Source organism: Streptomyces spinoverrucosus, assembly GCF_015712165.1.
GTDB lineage: Bacteria > Actinomycetota > Actinomycetes > Streptomycetales > Streptomycetaceae > Streptomyces > Streptomyces spinoverrucosus_A.
Genome location: NZ_JADPZX010000003.1, coordinates 246,756 through 264,004, shown reverse-complemented (window position 1 = coordinate 264,004; position 17,249 = coordinate 246,756). Strand labels below are relative to the sequence as shown.

At 72.2% G+C, this 17,249-nt stretch carries 14 protein-coding genes; 6 read left to right on the top strand and 8 right to left on the bottom strand.

The window, feature by feature from the left end; all coding sequences use genetic code 11:
* Nucleotides 1-107: 107 nt before the first annotated feature.
* Nucleotides 108-1,079: an FUSC family protein gene (locus I2W78_RS38730; RefSeq protein WP_307784046.1), complete on the bottom strand. Its 972-nt coding sequence runs from the start codon at nt 1,077-1,079 to the stop codon at nt 108-110.
* 521 nt (nt 1,080-1,600) lie between these two features.
* Here I2W78_RS38730 and I2W78_RS38725 point away from each other — a divergent pair.
* Nucleotides 1,601-3,877 carry a catalase gene (locus I2W78_RS38725; RefSeq protein WP_196465443.1) on the top strand — a complete coding sequence of 759 codons (2,277 nt, stop codon included), beginning with the start codon at nt 1,601-1,603 and terminating at the stop codon, nt 3,875-3,877.
* 250 nt (nt 3,878-4,127) lie between these two features.
* On the top strand, nt 4,128-5,684 hold the full coding sequence (locus tag I2W78_RS38720; protein ID WP_196465442.1) for an APC family permease: 1,557 nt from the start codon (nt 4,128-4,130) through the stop codon (nt 5,682-5,684).
* 79 nt (nt 5,685-5,763) lie between these two features.
* Here the strand turns inward: I2W78_RS38720 and I2W78_RS38715 are convergent, their stop codons facing one another.
* Nucleotides 5,764-6,972: a cytochrome P450 gene (locus I2W78_RS38715; RefSeq protein ID WP_196465441.1), complete on the bottom strand. Its 1,209-nt coding sequence runs from the start codon at nt 6,970-6,972 to the stop codon at nt 5,764-5,766.
* Nucleotides 6,969-7,679: a tRNA-dependent cyclodipeptide synthase gene (locus I2W78_RS38710; RefSeq protein ID WP_230887091.1), complete on the bottom strand. Its 711-nt coding sequence runs from the start codon at nt 7,677-7,679 to the stop codon at nt 6,969-6,971. Before I2W78_RS38710 ends, I2W78_RS38715 begins: the two co-directional genes overlap by 4 nt.
* Before the next feature lie 250 nt (nt 7,680-7,929).
* Between I2W78_RS38710 and I2W78_RS38705 the strand changes: the two genes are divergently transcribed.
* Both I2W78_RS38705 and I2W78_RS38700 read left to right on the top strand, forming a co-directional pair.
* Complete coding sequence (locus I2W78_RS38705; protein WP_196465440.1) at nt 7,930-8,856, top strand: peptidoglycan-binding protein; 927 nt, start codon at nt 7,930-7,932, stop codon at nt 8,854-8,856.
* Nucleotides 8,857-9,022: 166 nt separating this feature from the next.
* Nucleotides 9,023-9,760 (top strand): D-Ala-D-Ala carboxypeptidase family metallohydrolase, encoded by a 738-nt coding sequence (locus I2W78_RS38700; RefSeq protein WP_196465439.1) that lies wholly within the window; start codon nt 9,023-9,025, stop codon nt 9,758-9,760.
* Between the two features lie 76 nt (nt 9,761-9,836).
* Here the strand turns inward: I2W78_RS38700 and I2W78_RS38695 are convergent, their stop codons facing one another.
* From I2W78_RS38695 to I2W78_RS38685, 3 genes are all read right to left on the bottom strand, one after another.
* Complete coding sequence (locus tag I2W78_RS38695) at nt 9,837-10,010, bottom strand: CsbD family protein (RefSeq protein ID WP_196465438.1); 174 nt, start codon at nt 10,008-10,010, stop codon at nt 9,837-9,839.
* Nucleotides 10,011-10,089: 79 nt separating this feature from the next.
* Complete coding sequence (locus tag I2W78_RS38690; RefSeq protein ID WP_196465437.1) at nt 10,090-11,661, bottom strand: amidohydrolase; 1,572 nt, start codon at nt 11,659-11,661, stop codon at nt 10,090-10,092.
* A gap of 26 nt (nt 11,662-11,687) precedes the next feature.
* On the bottom strand, nt 11,688-13,202 hold the full coding sequence (locus I2W78_RS38685) for an APC family permease (RefSeq protein ID WP_196465436.1): 1,515 nt from the start codon (nt 13,200-13,202) through the stop codon (nt 11,688-11,690).
* A 207-nt stretch (nt 13,203-13,409) separates the two neighbouring features.
* Here I2W78_RS38685 and I2W78_RS38680 point away from each other — a divergent pair, with 207 nt between their 5' ends.
* Nucleotides 13,410-14,018: a TetR/AcrR family transcriptional regulator gene (locus I2W78_RS38680; protein ID WP_196465435.1), complete on the top strand. Its 609-nt coding sequence runs from the start codon at nt 13,410-13,412 to the stop codon at nt 14,016-14,018.
* A gap of 3 nt (nt 14,019-14,021) precedes the next feature.
* Here the strand turns inward: I2W78_RS38680 and I2W78_RS38675 are convergent, their stop codons facing one another.
* Together I2W78_RS38675 and I2W78_RS38670 are read right to left on the bottom strand one after the other, a co-directional pair.
* Entirely contained in the window at nt 14,022-15,554 is a 1,533-nt protein-coding gene (locus I2W78_RS38675; RefSeq protein WP_196465434.1) for an FAD-dependent oxidoreductase, read from the bottom strand.
* A gap of 45 nt (nt 15,555-15,599) precedes the next feature.
* On the bottom strand, nt 15,600-16,235 hold the full coding sequence (locus I2W78_RS38670) for a class I SAM-dependent methyltransferase (protein WP_196465433.1): 636 nt from the start codon (nt 16,233-16,235) through the stop codon (nt 15,600-15,602).
* Nucleotides 16,236-16,363: 128 nt separating this feature from the next.
* Here I2W78_RS38670 and I2W78_RS38665 point away from each other — a divergent pair, with 128 nt between their 5' ends.
* The gene (locus tag I2W78_RS38665) at nt 16,364-17,230 is read left to right on the top strand and encodes a fructosamine kinase family protein (protein WP_307784045.1); all 867 of its coding nucleotides are present in this window, start codon (nt 16,364-16,366) and stop codon (nt 17,228-17,230) included.
* The last annotated feature ends 19 nt before the right edge of the window (nt 17,231-17,249 follow it).

Here is a 17,249-nt window from a genome sequence, read left to right as displayed (position 1 = left end):
AAGGCAGTACCTTCGGCCTTCGGGTTGACTGGTTCCGCCCAAATGATGCGAAAGCCTTCAAAATTCGCATAGTTAGGGAATTCAACTTCTGTGCGGATGACAGGGCGTCACTCCCGCGGTCGCTCGTCCCGGGGCAACTGCTCGGCCAGGCGGCTCGCCTGTGCCAGCAGCGCGCCATGGATGGCCAGCGCCTCGGCGTCGTACGGAACCGACCCCGGCAGCTGTTCCCGCAGCGCGTTCAGGGCCCGGTCGAGTTTCCCGACGGCCTCGCGCAGTTCGTCCTCGGATCCGTCGCCGAAGCGGGTCCGGGCGTACAGATGGATGGCTTTGGCGGCGCGCTGCAGGAAGTCCGCGTACGGGCCGGCGATTCCGGGATCGGGCCGGGTCGCGCCGCGTTTCCGCTCGGCGGCCTCCATGACGGTGCGGGTCACGCCGGAGGTGTGGACGGCGACGTAGTCGAGGACGGCGACGGCGTCGTCGTAGGCCTGGCCGGGCGAGGGGCGCGAGCGCCGGTGGAGCGGGTTGACGCGCAGGCTCTCCCGGCTCCAGCCCAGGGAGGAGCGGGCCTGGTCGACCAGTCGGCTCAGGCGCAACGCCCGTTCGTGCAGCAACTCGGCGCGCCGCGCCTCCCATTCCTCCTCGCGGATCCCTTCGGCGACGGAGGTCAGGATGTCGTGCGACTCGCCCGCCGCGTCCTCGAGGGCGGCCCGGGTGTCGCGCAGATACACCGGCGGGCGGATCAGCGCGTTGACCGCGATGCCCACCAGCGCGCCGAAGACGGCCTCGGCGATCCGGGCACCCGAGCCGATGACACCGACGTTCGGGTCGGTGAGGACGAACAGTGCTCCGGTGGCGGCGTAGACGCCCTGGCTGCCCAGTTGCCGCCAGCTGCCCAGGAGCACCGCCACCGGCAGGACCAGGGCCATCGCGGCCATCGCGTTCCCGAGCGCCAGCACGCCCGCGGTGGCCGCCACCGTGCCGACCGCGATGGCCGCCAGCTGCTGCAGTCCGTGCGCCACCGACCGGTACACGGTGGACTCCACCAGGACGACCGCCACCCAGGGCGCCACGAACGCCATGGGCGCGCGCAGCCACCACCCCACCACCGCCCAGGCCACCCACGCGGCTAGGGCCTGTCGTTTGGATCATGCCGGCGTCGCGGGGCCTGGCACGCCCATCTGCCGCGTTGTCGTCGGTTGGCGACGCTCCGCGTCGCCGCCCTCCTCCGCCTTGCAGCTGCACGCACCAGGCCCCGCTCGGGCCGGCCGGAAGGCGCCGAGCCTCACAGCCGACCTGATCCAAACGACAGGCCCTAGCGCCGCCTTCACCGCCTGCACCGCCAGGTCGCGCTCCCGGCCGGGGGCGGAGAAGGCCCGCCGTACCGCCGCCACAGCCGCGCCGTGGCGGCGTCGGACCGTGCGCGCCGTCGCTCGTATCCCTTGCATACGACCCAGGTGCCACGCAGGCGGGACTCTCCAACCGGCCGAAATGCGGACGGTTCGGTGCGGGGGCTTCGGGTACTCAGGGCCTCGCGTGCGGTGTCGCTGCGGGCCTGACCGGCGCGAATCGGATTTCGACCCTTACTTCTCCAGGGAGTGCCATGAGCGACAAGAACCCCATCAAAGCCGTGGCCGACAAGGCCGCTGCCGCCCTGGGTGACGACGGGCCCGCGGAGGGCGTCCCGGGCCGGCCCGGAGCCGAGTCGCCGCCCGTGCACGAACCCACCGAGCCGAGGGGGCCGCTGCCGCCGAAGCCCGACCAGGCCGCTCCCGCGACGGTGAGCCCCACGGGCACGCCGACCGGCGCCGACCCGACGACACAGGGGCAGCGCGACCCCTACCTGACCACCGCCCAGGGCAACCGGCTGTACGACACCGACCACTCCCTCAAGGCGGGCTCCCGCGGGCCGGTCCTGCTACAGGACCACCACCTGCGGGAGAAGATCACCCACTTCGACCACGAGCGCATCCCCGAGCGGGTCGTGCACGCGCGTGGCGCCGCCGCCCACGGGATCTTCCAGGGCTACGGCAGCGCGGCGAGCGTCACCAAGGCGGCCTTCCTGCGGAAGGACGTCGAGACGCCGGTGTTCGTGCGGTTCTCGACCGTGCTCGGCTCGCGCGGCTCGGCCGACACGGTCCGTGACACCCGGGGCTTCGCGACGAAGTTCTACACCAGCGAGGGCACGTTCGACCTGGTGGGCAACAACATTCCGGTGTTCTTCATCCAGGACGCGGTCAAGTTCCCCGACGTCATCCACGCCGGCAAGCCCCACCCGGACCGGGAGATCCCGCAGGCGCAGAGCGCGCACGACACGTTCTGGGACTTCGTCACCCTGCACACCGAGGCCACCCACCACACGCTGTGGAACATGTCCGACCGGGGCATCCCCAGGTCGTTCCGCATGATGGAGGGCTTCGGCGTGCACACCTTCCGGCTGGTGAACGCCGAGGGTGGGACCACGCTGGTGAAGTTCCACTGGAAGCCGAAGCTGGGCGTGCACTCCCTGGTGTGGGAGGAGGCCCAGATCGCGAGCGGTGTCGACCCCGACTTCCACCGCCGCGACCTCGCCGACGCCATCGAGGCGGGGGCGTACCCGCAGTGGGAGCTGGGCATCCAGACATTCCCGGACACGCCCGAGCAGACGTTCGAGGGCATCGATCTGCTCGATCCGACGAACATCGTTCCCGAGGAGCTGGCGCCGGTGCAGCCGATCGGGCTTCTGACCCTGAACGCCAATCCGACCAACTTCTTCGCCGAGACCGAGCAGGTGGCCTTCCACCCCGGCCATCTCGTGCCCGGTATCGACATCACCGACGACCCACTGCTGGCGGGACGACTCTTCTCGTACCTGGACACGCAGATCACCCGCCTGGGCGGGCCGAACTTCGCGCAGATCCCGGTCAACCGCCCGCACGCGCCGATCAACGACATGCTGCGCGACGGCATGCACCAGACGGCTGTGCACAGCGGCGCGGCGCCCTACCGGCCGAACTCGCTCGACGGCGGCTGCCCGTTCCTGGCGGGTGCGGACACCCACGCGTACATCGAGGCGCCGGTGACGGTGCCCGAGGCGCAGAAGGTCCGTGAGGCGCCGACGTCGTTCGCGGACCACTTCAGCCAGCCCCGGCGGTTCTGGCGGAGCATGAGCCCGGTGGAGCGGGAGCACATCGTCGCGGCGTACACCTTCGAGCTGGGCAAGTGCTACGAGCAGGCCATCAAGGAGCGGGGTCTGCGGGTGCTGGCCAACATCGACCCCGAGCTGTGCGAGCCGGTGGCCGCCGGGCTGGGGCTGCCGGCTCCCGAGCCGACGGTGCCGATCGAGGCCGTCGAGCCCTCCCCCGCGCTGTCGCAGCTCGGCCGGACCTGGCCGCTGGACGGCCGGATCGTCGGGATCGTCACCGACGGAGCGGGCGACTTGGACGGGGTGCGCGTAGTGCGCGAGACCGTCCTGAGGGGCGGGATGGTGCCCCTGGTGATCGCGCCGTCCGGCGGCAAGCTCGACTCGGAGGGCGAGCCGATCACCGTGCAGCGGACGTTCGCCACGGCCCGCTCGATCGAGTTCGACGCCCTGCTGCTGGCGGGCGTGCCGGGTCCCGGCGGCGACGCCTACGGTGCCCGGGACGCCAAGGCGGGCAACGGCGAGCCGAACGGCGCGCGGCCCACCGACCCACGGGTGCTGCTGATGCTGGCCGAGGTGTTCCGGCACGGCAAGGCGATCGGCGGCTGGGCAGGCGCGCGGTCCGCGCTGGAGGCCGCGGGCGTCCCCGCCGACGCGCCCGGGGTGGTGACCGGCGAGACCGGCACCGGGGTGCTGGAGGAGATCACGGGGCTGTTGAGGAGCCACCGCGTGTGGGAGCGGTTCGCCGCACGCGTGTGAACGGGCGCGAGGCCCGGTGTGGCGCGGATCACGCGGAAAGATTGCGACGCGCCACATCGGGCCTCGCTGCGATTACCGAATATCGGACGCCCGGAAGTCGACTTTGGAAGTCCGGTACAGCAATCGCAATCACCCTTTCAATCGCAGGTCATATGGACGCTGCGCCGTCGAATGATCGGATTTTGAGTGTCCGGCCAGGCCGACGTCACGTCGAGTTGGCACGGAAACCGCAGGATTTAACGTCCTGTTCATGACTCAGCTGGACGTACGGCCGCAGGCCGGAGACACGGACGCGGCCCCCGTCGGGGGCATGCGCGCCAAGGGCCTGAGCGGGAACTCCGTCGGCCTGCTGGGCAGCGCGGTCATCGGTGTGTCCACCGTGGCGCCGGTGTACTGCCTCACCTCGACGCTCGGTTCCACGGCGGGCGAGGTGGGCGTGCAGATGCCCGCCGTGTTCCTCGCGGGCTTCCTGCCGATGCTGCTGGTCGCCTTCGCCTATCGCGAGCTGAACAAGGCGATGCCGGACTGCGGCACCTCGTTCACCTGGACGGTGAAGGCGTTCGGGCCGCGGCTGGGCTGGATGTGCGGCTGGGGGCTGGTGATCGCCACGATCATCGTGCTGTCGAATCTGGCCGGCGTGGCCACCTCGTACTTCTGGCTGCTCGCGGGCGAGGTCACGGGCAGTGAGTCCGTCGCCGCCCTGGACGACAACAAGGCCGTCCACATCGTCACCTGCCTCGCACTGATCGCGGTCGCGACGGTGATCAGCTACCGCGGGATGACCGCGACCAAGGGTGTGCAGTACGCGCTGGTGGCGTTGCAGCTGGTGGTGCTGGCCGTGTTCGTGGCGATGGCCTTCGGGAAGGCGGGGGACGCCGGGTTCCCGACCTCGGCGGAGTTCTCGTGGTCGTGGCTGAATCCGTTCGCCGTGCAGTCGTTCGCCGCGTTCACCGCCGGTCTGTCGCTGTCGATCTTCATGTACTGGGGCTGGGACGCCTGCCTGACCGCCAACGAGGAGACCAGCGGCAGCGGTCGCACCCCCGGCCGCGCGGCACTGGTCGCCATGGTGGTGCTGGTCGGCTCGTACCTGGCCACCGGTGTGGCGGCGCAGATGGTCGTCGGCTCCGGTGACCAGGGGCTCGGCCTCGCCAACCCGGAGACCTCCGACAACGTCTTCGCCGCGCTGGCCGGCCCGGTGATGGGCCCGGCCCTCGGCATCCTGCTCTTCGTTGCGGTGCTCGCGTCGGCCGCGGCCAGCCTGCAGACCACGTTCATCCCGGTGGCCCGTACGGTGCTGGCGATGTCGACGTACGAGGCGCTGCCTGCCTCGTACGCCCGGGTGCACCCCCGATTCAGGACGCCGGGGCGCGCCACGGTCACCGCGGGCATCGCGACCGGCGTGTTCTACACGGTGATGACGCTGGTCAGCGAGCACGTGCTGGTCGACACCATCTACGCGCTCGGCCTGATGATCTGCTTCTACTACGCCCTGACGGCCTTCGCCTGTGCCTGGTACTTCCGGGCGGAGCTGCTGCGCTCCGGCCGCGACCTGGTGTTCAAGGGACTGTTCCCGGTGGTCGGCGGGGTGCTGCTGGCGGCGGTCTTCGCCAAGACGCTGGTCGACATGTGGGACCCGGCGTACGGCAGCGGGTCGTCCGTGCTGGGGGTGGGGTCGGTGTTCGTGATCGGTGTGGGGCTGCTGGCCCTGGGCCTGGTGATCATGTCCGTGATGCGGTGGCGCAGCCCGGCCTTCTTCCGGGGTGAGGTGCTGACGCGGTCGACGCCGGCACTGGTCGCGCAGGACTGACGAGCCGAGGGGCGACGAGCCGAGGGCTGACAAGCGGGCGTCCCCGTCCCAGGGGTGGCGGGACGGGGACGACGCCGTGCTACCAGGCCACCGGCAGCCGCTCGGGGAGGCGCTTCATGAAGCCGGTGCGCCACACGAGCTGCTCCACCGGCACGGCGAGGCTCAGGTCGGGCAGGCGCCGCTGGAGCACCTCCAGGGCGATCCGGGCGTGGGCTCGGCCCAGCGCGGTCGCCGGGCAGTAGTGCGAACCGCCGCCGAAGGAGAGGTGGTCGCCGGCGTTCTCGCGGTGCACGTCGAAGCGGTGCGGGTTGGGGAACTTCTCCGGGTCGAGGTTGGCGCCCTCGACCAGGACCAGGACGAGCTCGCCCCGCTTGATCTCCACGTCACCCAGCCGGACGTCCGCGAGGGCCAGGCGGGGCAGGGCGTCACCGATGGAGAGGTTGACCCGCAGCAGCTCCTCCACCCCGCGGTCGAGCAGCTCCGGGTGGTCCCGGAGCAGGTCCCAGGTGGCGCGGTGGACGAGCAGGTGGACCAGCGCCATGGCCAGGAAGCCGGACGTGGAGATGACGCCCGCGCCGAACATGGTGACGCCGACGGTGGCCAGCATCTCGTCGGTCAGGTGCGCGTACTCGGGGTTGTCGCGCAGGGCGGCCAGCTCACCCATCAGGCCCTGGGTCGCGGGATCGTTCAGCAGCGCGCTCATGCGGCTGATGTCCCGGTCCCAGTTGATCTTCGCGCCGGTGACGGGGCACGGCGAGTTCATGAACGCGATGTCGAGGCTGCGCAGGAAGCGAGGTGCCTCGCTCTGCGGGATGCCGAGGATCCGGCAGTGCATCGCGGCCGAGTACGGATCGCAGAACGCGGCCCGCAGATCCGCGGTGGGTCCGGACTCGACGAGGGCGTCGACGAGGCGTTCGGCCTCCGCGCGCATCCACTCGGTCAGGCCCGACGCCTTGGGGTTGAGCGCCTTCATCACCGCCCTGCGCAGGCCGGCGCCGGTGATGTTGCCCATGTTGTTCACGACCTCGGGCGGGATCGTCAGGGCGTACTGGCGCGGAACGCCCGGGGCGGAGGTGTCCTTCAGGGAGAACCGGTCGTCCTCCAGGACCTGCCGGCACAGGCTGTGCGAGGACACCAGCCAGGCCTCGTCGCCGGCGATGGTGCGGACCCGCCGCACCGGGGTCGTGGCGCGCAGCTGCTCCACCTCGGTGGGCACCCGCGTCCCGTCCCACGAGAACGGGAAGTCGAGGATGTCCGTGGCGCGGGCGGCGTCCAGGGCGGTGGTCATGCGGTGACTCCTTCGGCGGTGGCGGGGGTGACCACGGCGTGGCCCTGGTTGCGGGAGGCGCGCAGCCCGGCGCCGCGCGAGTAGAGCAGTTCCGCCATCGGCAGGAGCTGGTGGTAGCAGTTGAGCGAGGACGGCACGCCGAGGATCGCCGGGGTGTCCAGGAACAGCGGGGCCTCCGCGCACACGTACTCCACGCACACCGCGCGCTGCCGCTCGCTCGGCGCCTCCCCGCGGGCGGCCAGGAACCGGCTCACGAGGGCCTCGCACACCGCGCGGAAGTCGTCGTCGGTGGCCAGCCGGGACTCCAGATGCCGGTGGATCTCCTGGTACGACGGGTTGGACCGGAAGTCGGACATCGGCTGCCAGCGCAGCCGCGCCCCCTCCGGGTCGGCGACGGTCACCGCGTCCCGGACTTTCGCGCGGACGCCTCTGAGGTTCTTCACCGCCTTTCTGCGGGCGTCGTCGGGGGTGTAGCCGGACGCCTCGTACATCTCGGCCAGGTACAGGTCGGTGTAGACGAAGTCGACCTTCTCGAAGTGGTCCAGCCCCCAGCGGGCGAGGTCGTGCAGACGCCGGGCGGAAAAGTAGCTGTTGCCCGGCGACACGCCGATGACGGCATGCGCGCCCTCGGCGTGGATCACCTCGCAGTGGGATGTGTAGGGCTGAACCTGGAAGACGTCGGCCATCAGCACGGATGCTGTGGTCAAGGGGGTAACCCTCCGCCGCTCGCAAGTCCCTGCGGGGCCCTGTGCCCCCGGTGTGGCGACGCGGCGGGCTCACGCTATCCGCACGGGACGTGCCCGCCTAGTCACGCTGTGAGTTTGGCTGAAAACACTCGTATCAACGGTCAAGCGTCCGGATCCTGCGATCGGAGGGCGGAACCGTTCGTACGCGTTCCTCGTTCCTGATCAGTAGTCACGGCCTGATGGCAAGTCAACTTCCACGGGGGAGGACGAGTTGAGCACGAAGACAGGACCGCAGCGATTCCCGGGCGCGAGCCGGGCCAACTGGTACCAGGACGACTTCGGCGGGACACCGATGGAGGTCAACGTCGTCGTCCTGCACACCACCGAGGGCCGCTCCCTGCCCGGTTACGGCGGGGGTTCCTCGGCGCCGAACCTCACCGCGGTGCCGGACCTGGGGGCGAAGAAGCTGAAGTGGTACCAGCACTTCGACATCGAGAGCTCGTCCAGAGCGCTGCAGAACCTCAGGGGCGGCGTCGAGACCAACACTCTCAACGTGTGCCAGGTCGAGCTGGTCGGCACCTGCGACCCCAAGACGCACGCGAAGTGGAAGGCCGCCGGACAGAGCCACGTCTACTGGCCGGACGCGCCGGACTGGGCGCTGCGCGGCGTCGCCCGGTTCCTGGCGTGGGCGCACGAGGAGCACGGCGTGTCGCTGTCGGGGCCGAAGCAGTGGCCGGCGTATCCGTCGTCGTACGCCAACGGCGCCGGCCAGCGGATGTCGGGGGGCAAGTGGTCGGACTTCAGGGGCGTGTGCGGGCACATGCACGTGCCGGAGAACTCGCACGGCGACCCGGGCGCGATCGACTTCGCCCGGATCGTGAAGTACGCCAAGGCCGAACTCGACCTGGGGGACGACGACACCGGTGACAGCAAGCCGCCGACGCCGAGCAAGCCGAAGGTTCCCGCGTTCCCGGGCCGCAAGTACTTCCGGGACGGGGCGTCGAACGAGTACGTGCTCCGGCTCGGCAAGCAGCTCGTGAAGCGGGGCTTCGGCGACCACTACCGGGTCGGTCCGAGCCGGACGTGGGGCGAGGCGGACCGGCTGAACGTGCGGGACTTCCAGAAGTCGCGCGCGGAGCTGCGCGGTGACGCGGACGGTCACCCGGGTCCGCTGACCTGGCGGCTGCTGTTCTCCTGACCCATGGCGTGCGCGGCCGTGAATGACGCGCCAAGGGGCGGTGACCGTCCGGGCAACCGGACGGCCCCGCCCTTGCGCGCCCACGGCGGCGTGCCCCATCGTTGACGCGCGTCACACGCCCCCCACGCCCGGCAACACCACATCTCTCCCCCGACATGGAGCTCAGATGTTCAGACGAACCGTTCGACTCCTCGTCGCACTTGTCATGGTCATGGCTGGCGCTTGGGCGGGCACGCTCGCCACCGCCGGCACCGCCCACGCCGACGGCTGCTACACCTGGAACCGCACCCTCTCGCAGGGCTCCTCGGGAGCCGACGTCACCCAGCTGCAGATCCGGCTCGGCGGCTACCCGGGCCACGGCGCCGTACTGGCCGTCGACGGCGCCTTCGGGCCGGCCACCGAGGCCGCCCTCAAGCGCTTCCAGTCGGCGTACGGCCTGGCCGCGGACGGCGTCGCCGGTCCGAACACCTTCAGCAAGCTCTACGCCCTGCAGGACGACGACTGCACGCCGGTCCACTTCTCGTACAGCGAGTTGAACGACTGCAACAGCACCTGGGCCGGCGGTGCGGTCAGTGCCGCGATCGCCAAGTCCAACGCGCTGCGCACCATGTGGAAGCTGGAGGCCATGCGGCACGCCCTCGGCGACCAGCCGATCCGGGTGACCAGCGGCTTCCGCTCGCACGCCTGCAACGACGCGGTGGGCGGCGCGAGCAACAGCCGTCATCTGTACGGTGACGCCGCCGACCTCGGGTCCGGCCCGCACTCGCTGTGCACGCTGGCCAAGCAGGCCCGCAACCACGGCTTCCGGGGCATCCTGGGCCCGGGCTACCCCGGCCACGGCGACCACACGCACCTCGACCACCGCGACAGCCGGTTCTGGTCCGCGTCCTCCTGCGGGATCTGAGCCGCCGTACGCACTTCGAGAACGAGGAGCGGGTTCCCCGGCGCAGCCAGGGGGCCCGCTCCTCGTACGTCGCCGGTCAGTGCTTGAACGTGTCCTTGGCCTTCTCCTTCGACTGGCGAGCGTCACCCTTGGCCTGTTCCATCTTGCCCTCGGCGGTCATCCGCTCGTTGCCGACCGCGCGGCCGACCGCCTCCTTGGCCTTGCCCTTGGCCTGTTCCATCTTGGCCTTGGCCTTCTTCTCTCGCGCCACGATCGTTCACTCCAAGCGTTGGAGGCGTTCGCTGTCGCTCCCCGGGTGATCCGATCCGCGAGGCACAAACGCCCGTCGCTCAGCCCGCCCGGTGGACCACGTGCCCGCCGGTCACGGTCAGGCGCACCGGTGCCTGAGCCAGCTCGTCGGCGGGGGCCTCGACCGGGTCCACGGCGAGGGCCGTGAGGTCGGCGCGGAGGCCGGGGGCGATCCGGCCCGCCGTGCCGGACTCGCCGGCGGCGTACGCCGCGTGGGTCGTGCAGCCCTCCAGGGCCTGAAGACCGGTGAGGCCCGCGCGGTGCGATGCGGCGCCCTTGGGGTGGCGGGCCGTGGCCAGCACGGCCCGGGCGTCGTAGTGGGCGATCGGCCAGTCCGAGCCGAGGGCGACCGTCGCTCCGGCGTCCCGCAGGTCGCGCAGCCGCCAGGCGTGGGCGGCACGGTCAGCGCCCAGGCGACGGGACCACTCGTCGGTGCCGTCGGGGCGGGTGTAGGCGGTGTGCGGCGGCTGCATGGACGCCGTCACGCCCAGTTCGGCGAAGCGCGGCAGCAGGTCGTCCGGTGCCGTCTCGATGTGCTCGACGCGGTGCGCCCCGCGGGCGCCGGGGCCGAGGGCGGCCACCACGTCGAGGACGTGGCGTACCGCCGCGTCGCCGATGGCGTGCGTGGCCGTGCGGACACCGGCAGCGTGCAGCTGCCGTACGGCGGCGGCGTACGCCTCGGGGTCCGGCCAGAACGCCTCCGTGCCCCGGCCGTGGCAGTCCGGGTGCTCCAGCCAGGCGGTGCCGCCCTCGACGGTGCCGTCGATGAAGAACTTCACCCCGCCGACCAGCCAGTGCCGCCCACCCCGCCCCTGTGCGGCGACCAGCTCGTCCAGGTCGTCCTTCTCCGCGCCGGGCATGCACCAGGGTGCGAACCGCAGCCGCACCGGCAGCACCGTCTCGCGGGCCACGGACTCGACGAGGTCCAGGTCCCCGCCGTCCATCACATGGGCGCCGGTCAGGCCGGTCGCCGCCATCGCCGAGAGCAGCTCCACCAGGCGGGCGCGGCGTTCGGCGTACGACGGGCGGGGCATCACCTGGGCCACCAGGTCGATCGCGGCGTGCTCGACGAGATGGCCGGTGGGGCGACCGGTGGCGTCGCAGACGACCTCCGAGCGCTGCGCGAAGGCGCGCGGCCCGGTCACGCCCGCCGCGCCTAGCGCCGTACCACTGGCGAGGGCGGAGTGACCGTCGTACAGCCGCAGGAAGGCCGGGGCTCCGCCGAGGGCGTCCTCGATGAGAGCACGGTCGACGGGGCGGCCCTCGAAGGCGTTGTGGTCCAGCCCGAAACCGATCACCCAGCCGTCGACGCGCGCCGCCGACGCGAGAGCGGCACGCAGTCCGGCCAGGTCCCGCACGGCGGACAGGTCCGTCCCGGTCGCCATGTCCAGGCCCCACACGGGGTGGCTGTGGGCGTCCACCAGACCGGGCACGAGGTGGGCGCCTTCCAGCGGTACGGCCTCCGTGCCCGGGCCGCGCCAGTCGCGTACGTCGCTCTCCTCGCCGACCGCCACGACGACCCCGTCACGGACGGCGACGGCGGTGGCGCGGGGGCGGGCGGGGTCGAGGGTGCGGACCTGGGCGCCGGTGAGGACGAGGTCGGCCGTGGGCATGTCGACAACTCCCTTGTCGTGGAGGGTCATTCGGCGGAGGCGGACGCTGTGGTGTCCCTGGCAGGTGGGGCGTCGGCGGTGCCTTCCACGGGCTCGGCGGCGAACGCCTCGTAGACCTCGGGGCGCCTGCGGCGCAGCCACCACGCCAGCGGGAGCCCGGCGGCGAAGGCGGTGGGGGCGACGGCGACCAGGAGGGTGTTCACGGTCGGGGACGCGCCCGTGAAGTGGTCGACGTGGGTCACCACCAGTGCGATCGCCGTGGCGAGCAGGACGGTGGCGAGGACCGGTGCCACGAGCGTGCGCAGGGCGCCCTCCTGATGGCGGACGCGGCGGAAGTAGCAGGGGACGGCGATCGCGGCGAGCAGTTGCAGCACCATCAGGCCGATCATGCCTGGGGTGTTGACCCACAGCAGCAGCTGGCCGTACGGGTCGGCGCCCGCCGCCCAGAAGGCGAGCACGACGAGGGCGCCGAGGACGGTCTGGGTGATTCCGGCCACGTACGGAGAGCGGTGGCGGGGGTGGATGCGGGCCAACGGGCGCGGCAGGACGCCTTCTTCGGCGAGGGCGAGGGCGTAGCGGTTGATGGCGTTGTGGAAGGCGAGGAGGGAGGCGAGAACGCTGGTGACGATGAAGACGTGCATCAGGTCCGCCGCCCAGCCGCCGACGTAGGTGGTGATGGCGGTGAAGAAGAGGGCGCCCGGGTCCTCGCCCGCCGCCCGTACGACCTCCGCGTTGCCGAATGCCTGGATGACGATCCAGACGGTGAACGCGTAGAAGACGCCGAGGAAGCCGACGGCGAGGTAGGTGGCGCGCGGGACCGTGCGGTGCGGGTCGCGGGCCTCGCGGCGGTAGATGACGGTCGACTCGAAGCCGGTGAACGCGGCGAAGGCGAAGGCGAGTACGGCGGCGGTGCCGGGGACGAGGACGTTGCCGGGGGCGAGGGAGGCGGCGGACAGTCCGTGGGCGCCGCCCTTGAGCAGCACGCCCGCCGCCAGCAGGACGAGGATGCCGGTCTCGGCGACCAGCAGGACGCCGAGGACCTTGGCGCCGAAGTCGATGGAGCGGTAGCCGCCGTAGCCGATGAGCAGCAGGCCCGCCAGCGAGATCGGCAGCCAGGGGAGGTCGGTGCCGAAGAGGGCCTGTGCGGTGTCCTGGGTGGCCGTGCCGAGGAGGCCGTAGACGCCGATCTCCATGCCGTTGTAGCCGACCAGGGCGAGCAGGGCGGCGCCGATGCCGACGCGGCGGCCGAGGCCGCGGGTGATGAAGGCGTAGAAGGCGCCGCCGCCACGGACGTGCCGGCTCATCGTGGTGAAGCCGACGGCGAAGACGGCGAGAGTGATGCCGGCGAGGAGGTAGCCGACGGGGGCGCCTATGCCGCCGAGCAGGATCGCCAGCGGGGCGACGCCCGCCATCACGGTGAGCGGGGCGGCGGCCGAGACGACGAAGAAGGCGATGTCGGCGGTGCCGAGGGAGCCGGAGCGGAGGGTGGGCGTGGGAGCCGGTGCTCTGTCGGCGGGGGCGTCGGGGGTGGTCGGGGTCATGCGCGTCTGGCCCTTCGAGCGGCGGGACTGGAGGGGGCGGCACGTGATGGGGTGCGGGTGGCCGGGAGGGGGCGCGGGGGGTTGCTCCGGCGCACCATGGATGACGTGCCCCGGAGCGCCCTGAGCACGTAAACCTAAAGGCTTTCGGTTTCCGCAATGTAGCCTCCCCGTTGGGCATCCGGGAAGACCTCAGGGAGCACACTGACCATGGGACGGCCGCGCACACCGCTGCTCGATCGTGAACGCATCACCACGACCGCGCTCCAACTGATCGATGAACAGGGCGACTTCAGCGTGCCGCAGATAGCCCGGCGGCTGGGGGCGCAGACGGGGTCGGTGTACCACCATGTGGACGGCCGGGACGGCATCGTCGAGCTGCTGCGCGAGCGGGTCACGTCCGCGATCGACCCCGGGACCCTGGATCGCACGCCCTGGGACGAGGCGCTGGAGGCCTGGGCTCGGTCCTATCGCGCCGCGTTCGCCGCGCACCCGAAGGCGATCCCGCTGCTGATGACGTCACCGGTGCGGGCGCCTCGGGTGCTGGAGCAGTACGAGCGGGCGGTGGGCCTGCTGCTCGACGCCGGTTTCACCGACACCGAGGTGATGCCGCTGCTGATCGCGCTGGAGAACCTGGTGCTGGGCTCGGCGCTCGACCTCGCGGCGCCGGAGACGATGTGGGAACTGACGGACCAGGCCCCCACGCCCCGCCTCGGCCGGGTGCTCGCGGCGGTGGGCGAGGGGCGGGCGGACCGGGCGTTCGAGGTGGGGTTGGCGGCGTTCATGAGCCATGCGCGGGCGCTACGAGACGGCCGTTGACCCTCAGATGTCCCGCTGTTCCAGTGGTCGTACCGCCGGGCCTTGGAGGACGTGGCCGTCGGGGGCGAAGCGGGAGCCGTGGCAGGGGCACTCCCAGGCCTGTTCGGCGCGGTTGAACGCCACGAGGCAGCCCAGGTGGGTGCAGCGGGCGGACACGGCGTGCAGCCGTCCGTCCTCGTCGCGGTGGACCGCGCAGCGGCGGCCGCCGATGTGCACGACGGCGCCGTCGCCGGGGGCCAGGTCCTCCAGGCCCGGCCGGGTCAGGGCCGGCAGCCGGTCGCCGATGAAGTGGCGGGCGACATTGGCCTGGTGGCGGATGAACTGGCCGCCCTCGCGCAGCACAGGGGTGATGCGGCGCGGGTCGTACAGCTCGCTCCACGGCGGCGCCTGACGGCCGGTGATCTCGTCGCAGAGCAGACGGCCGGCCATGATGCCGCCGCTCAGACCCCAGCCGCCGAAGCCGGTGGCGACGTAGACATGGCGGCTCGCGGGGTGCAGCAGGCCGACGAGCGGCACGTGGTCGGTGGAGTCGTTGTCCTGGGTGGCCCACCGGTGGCTGAGGTGCAGCGTGCCGAAGTGGCGTTCGGCCCAGCTGGTGAGCGTCGCGAACGGCTCCCCGGAGTCCCGGCCGCTGCCGGGGGTGAAGTGCTCGCCGGTCACGATGAGCAGCCGTTTGCCGTCCGCGTACGGTGCCGTGCGCACCGAGCGGGTGTGGTGCTCGGGCGTGATGTACATCCCCTCGGGGGCCTTGGCCGTGTCGACGGGGGCGGCGACGACGACCTCCCGGCGCGGTGCGAGGCGGGTGAAGAGCAGGGCACGGTCGAAGACCGGGTAGTGCGTGGCGACCACGACCGCCCGGGCGGTCACCCGGGTGCCCTCCTCCGTGGTCAGCACGCACGGCTCCCCCTCGGTGAGCCCGAGGACGCGTGTCCCCTCGTACAGCTGCCCTCCCCCGCTGCGGATGGCGTCGGTCAGCGCCAGCAGGTACTTGCGCGGATGGAACTGGGCCTGGTCCGCGACCCGTACCGCGCCGGCGACCGGGAACGGCAGGTCCGTCTCCGTGACGAACTCGGCGGTCAGTCCCGCCTCCTTGGCCGCCTCCGCCTCTGCGCGCAGCTCGGGGATCCGGCGGCGGCCCTGCGCGAAGGTGTAGGCGGCGGTGTCCTCCCAGTCGCACTCGATGCCCAGTTCGTGGACGATCTCGGCGGCGTGGTGGATGGCCTCCGTCTGAGAGCGCGCGTACAGGCGCGCCCCGTCGGTGCCCCGGGTGCGCCGCAGCCGGTCGTAGATCAGGGTGTGCTGGGCGCTGAGCTTGGCGGTGGTGTGCCCGGTGACGCCGGCGGCGATCCGGTCGGCCTCCAGCACGGCGACCCCGTGCCCGCGCCGGGTCAGTTCCCACGCCGTGCTCAGCCCGGCCATGCCCGCCCCGATGACGGCGACGTCGACCTGGAAGTCGCCGGCCGGCGGGGGTGCCGGGTCGCCGGGCGGGAGGGTGTCGAGCCAGTACGACGCGTGGAGTGCTGCCTGCTCGGTCATGGCCGCCGAGTTCCCGTGGCGGGTGCCGGTCACACGGAGCCGCTCTCACAGGCGCCGGATGCGCCACACGTTGTCCTCGCGGAAGCCCTCCTCCCCGTCGGGTGAGACGCTCGAGCGCCGTATCGTCTCCGCCGTCTCGACGGTCCAGCCCGACTCGGGCAGCGACAGTTCGGCCAGGACGCTCTCCAGCGTGGGGAAGACGGCCTCGAAGGGCGGCCTCGTCTGCCAGGACGGCCAGCCCGCGTGCATCACGATCAGGAGCGTGCCCTGTTCGGCGACGGCCTCGGCGGCGCGCCGCAGCACCCCCTGCTGGTCGAGGCCCACCGGGGACTGCAGGTACTGGGCGTTCACCAGGTCGAAGCTGCCCTTGGGGAAGCTGTGGCCGAGTTCGTGCCGTTCCCAGGCCGTGCGGTCGCCGACCCCGGCTTCGGCGGCGTGCAGGGCGGCGCGTTCCAGGGCGGTGGCCGAGATGTCGACGCCGGTGACCTGCCAGCCGCGGGACGCCAGCCACACCGCGTCGGCGCCCTCTCCGCAGCCCAGGTCGAGGGCGGTGCCGGGCTTCAGGTCGGCCGCCTCTCGGACGAGCAGGGCGTTGGGGCGGCCGCTCCAGACGCGGTCGGTGTCGCGGTAGCGGGCCTCCCAGAAGGCGGCGGGCTCGGTGGGTGCGGGGAGTTCGGTCATGGCGTCTCCTCGGGGCTGTCGGTGCCGGTCGGCGTCCTGGGACCGAGCCTCGTGCGACCGGGCTCTGGGGACAAATGCCTTTGCCGATACCGCAAATGGCCGGTTCCGGCCTGTCGTACGGTGGGGCCGTGCAGAGCAGCGACCAGGGGCCCGAGGCCGCGGCGGCCCGGTTCACGGGGCGGGCGGTGACCGGTGTACGACCGGTGTCCGGCACGCTCGCCGAGGTCACCCTCGACGACGGGCGGGTGGTGATGGTGAAACGCCAGGACGCGCCGGGTGGGGTGCGGGCCGAGGCGGCGGGACTGCGGTGGCTGGGCGCGGCGGGCGCGGTGCGGGTGCCGGCCGTGCACGGCCATGACGGGCGGTGGCTGGTGACCGACCGGGTGGCGGACGGGCGGCCCGGCGGGCGGGCGGCGGTGCGGTTCGGGCGGGACCTGGCCGCGCTGCACGCCTCCGGGGCGGAGGCGTTCGGGGCTCCGCCGCCGGGCGGCCCGACGGACGCGTCGATCGGGCTCGCCCCCATGCGCAACGTCACCGGCACCGACTGGCCCACCTGGTACGCCGAGCACCGCGTGCTGCCGTATCTGCGGCGTGCCGTGGACGACGGCACCGTGCGTGCCGCCGAGGCCGAAGTCTTCGAACGCGTCTGCGAGCGGCTGCCGGAACTGGCGGGGCCCGCCGAGCCGCCCGCCCGGCTGCACGGCGACCTCTGGAACGGCAATGTGCTGTGGGGCGCCGACGGGCACGCCTGGCTCATCGACCCGGCCGCGCACGGCGGGCACCGCGAGACCGACCTCGCCATGCTGCGTCTCTTCGGCTGCCCCCACCTCGACGACGTGCTCGACGGCTACCAGGAGGCCGCCCCGCTCGCCGACGGCTGGCGGGACCGCGTCGCGCTGCACCAGCTCTTCCCGCTGCTCGTGCACGCCGTGCTGTTCGGCCGGTCCTACGCCGTGCGGGCGCTTCAGGCGGCGCGGGTCACTCTGGCCGGCTGAGGCGCCGTACCTGCGCGCG

Excerpts from the sequence above, each read along its gene's own strand:
- I2W78_RS38680 (WP_196465435.1), top strand. The coding sequence starts at position 13,410 with ATGGGACGGCCGCGCACACCGCTGCTCGATCGTGAACGCATCACCACG.
- I2W78_RS38720 (WP_196465442.1), top strand. The coding sequence starts at position 4,128 with ATGACTCAGCTGGACGTACGGCCGCAGGCCGGAGACACGGACGCGGCC.
- I2W78_RS38700 (WP_196465439.1), top strand. The coding sequence starts at position 9,023 with ATGTTCAGACGAACCGTTCGACTCCTCGTCGCACTTGTCATGGTCATG.
- I2W78_RS38670 (WP_196465433.1), bottom strand. The coding sequence starts at position 16,235 with ATGACCGAACTCCCCGCACCCACCGAGCCCGCCGCCTTCTGGGAGGCC.
- I2W78_RS38725 (WP_196465443.1), top strand. The coding sequence starts at position 1,601 with ATGAGCGACAAGAACCCCATCAAAGCCGTGGCCGACAAGGCCGCTGCC.
- I2W78_RS38685 (WP_196465436.1), bottom strand. The coding sequence starts at position 13,202 with ATGACCCCGACCACCCCCGACGCCCCCGCCGACAGAGCACCGGCTCCC.
- I2W78_RS38675 (WP_196465434.1), bottom strand. The coding sequence starts at position 15,554 with ATGACCGAGCAGGCAGCACTCCACGCGTCGTACTGGCTCGACACCCTC.
- I2W78_RS38715 (WP_196465441.1), bottom strand. The coding sequence starts at position 6,972 with ATGACCACCGCCCTGGACGCCGCCCGCGCCACGGACATCCTCGACTTC.
- I2W78_RS38730 (WP_307784046.1), bottom strand. The coding sequence starts at position 1,079 with ATGGCGTTCGTGGCGCCCTGGGTGGCGGTCGTCCTGGTGGAGTCCACC.
- I2W78_RS38690 (WP_196465437.1), bottom strand. The coding sequence starts at position 11,661 with ATGCCCACGGCCGACCTCGTCCTCACCGGCGCCCAGGTCCGCACCCTC.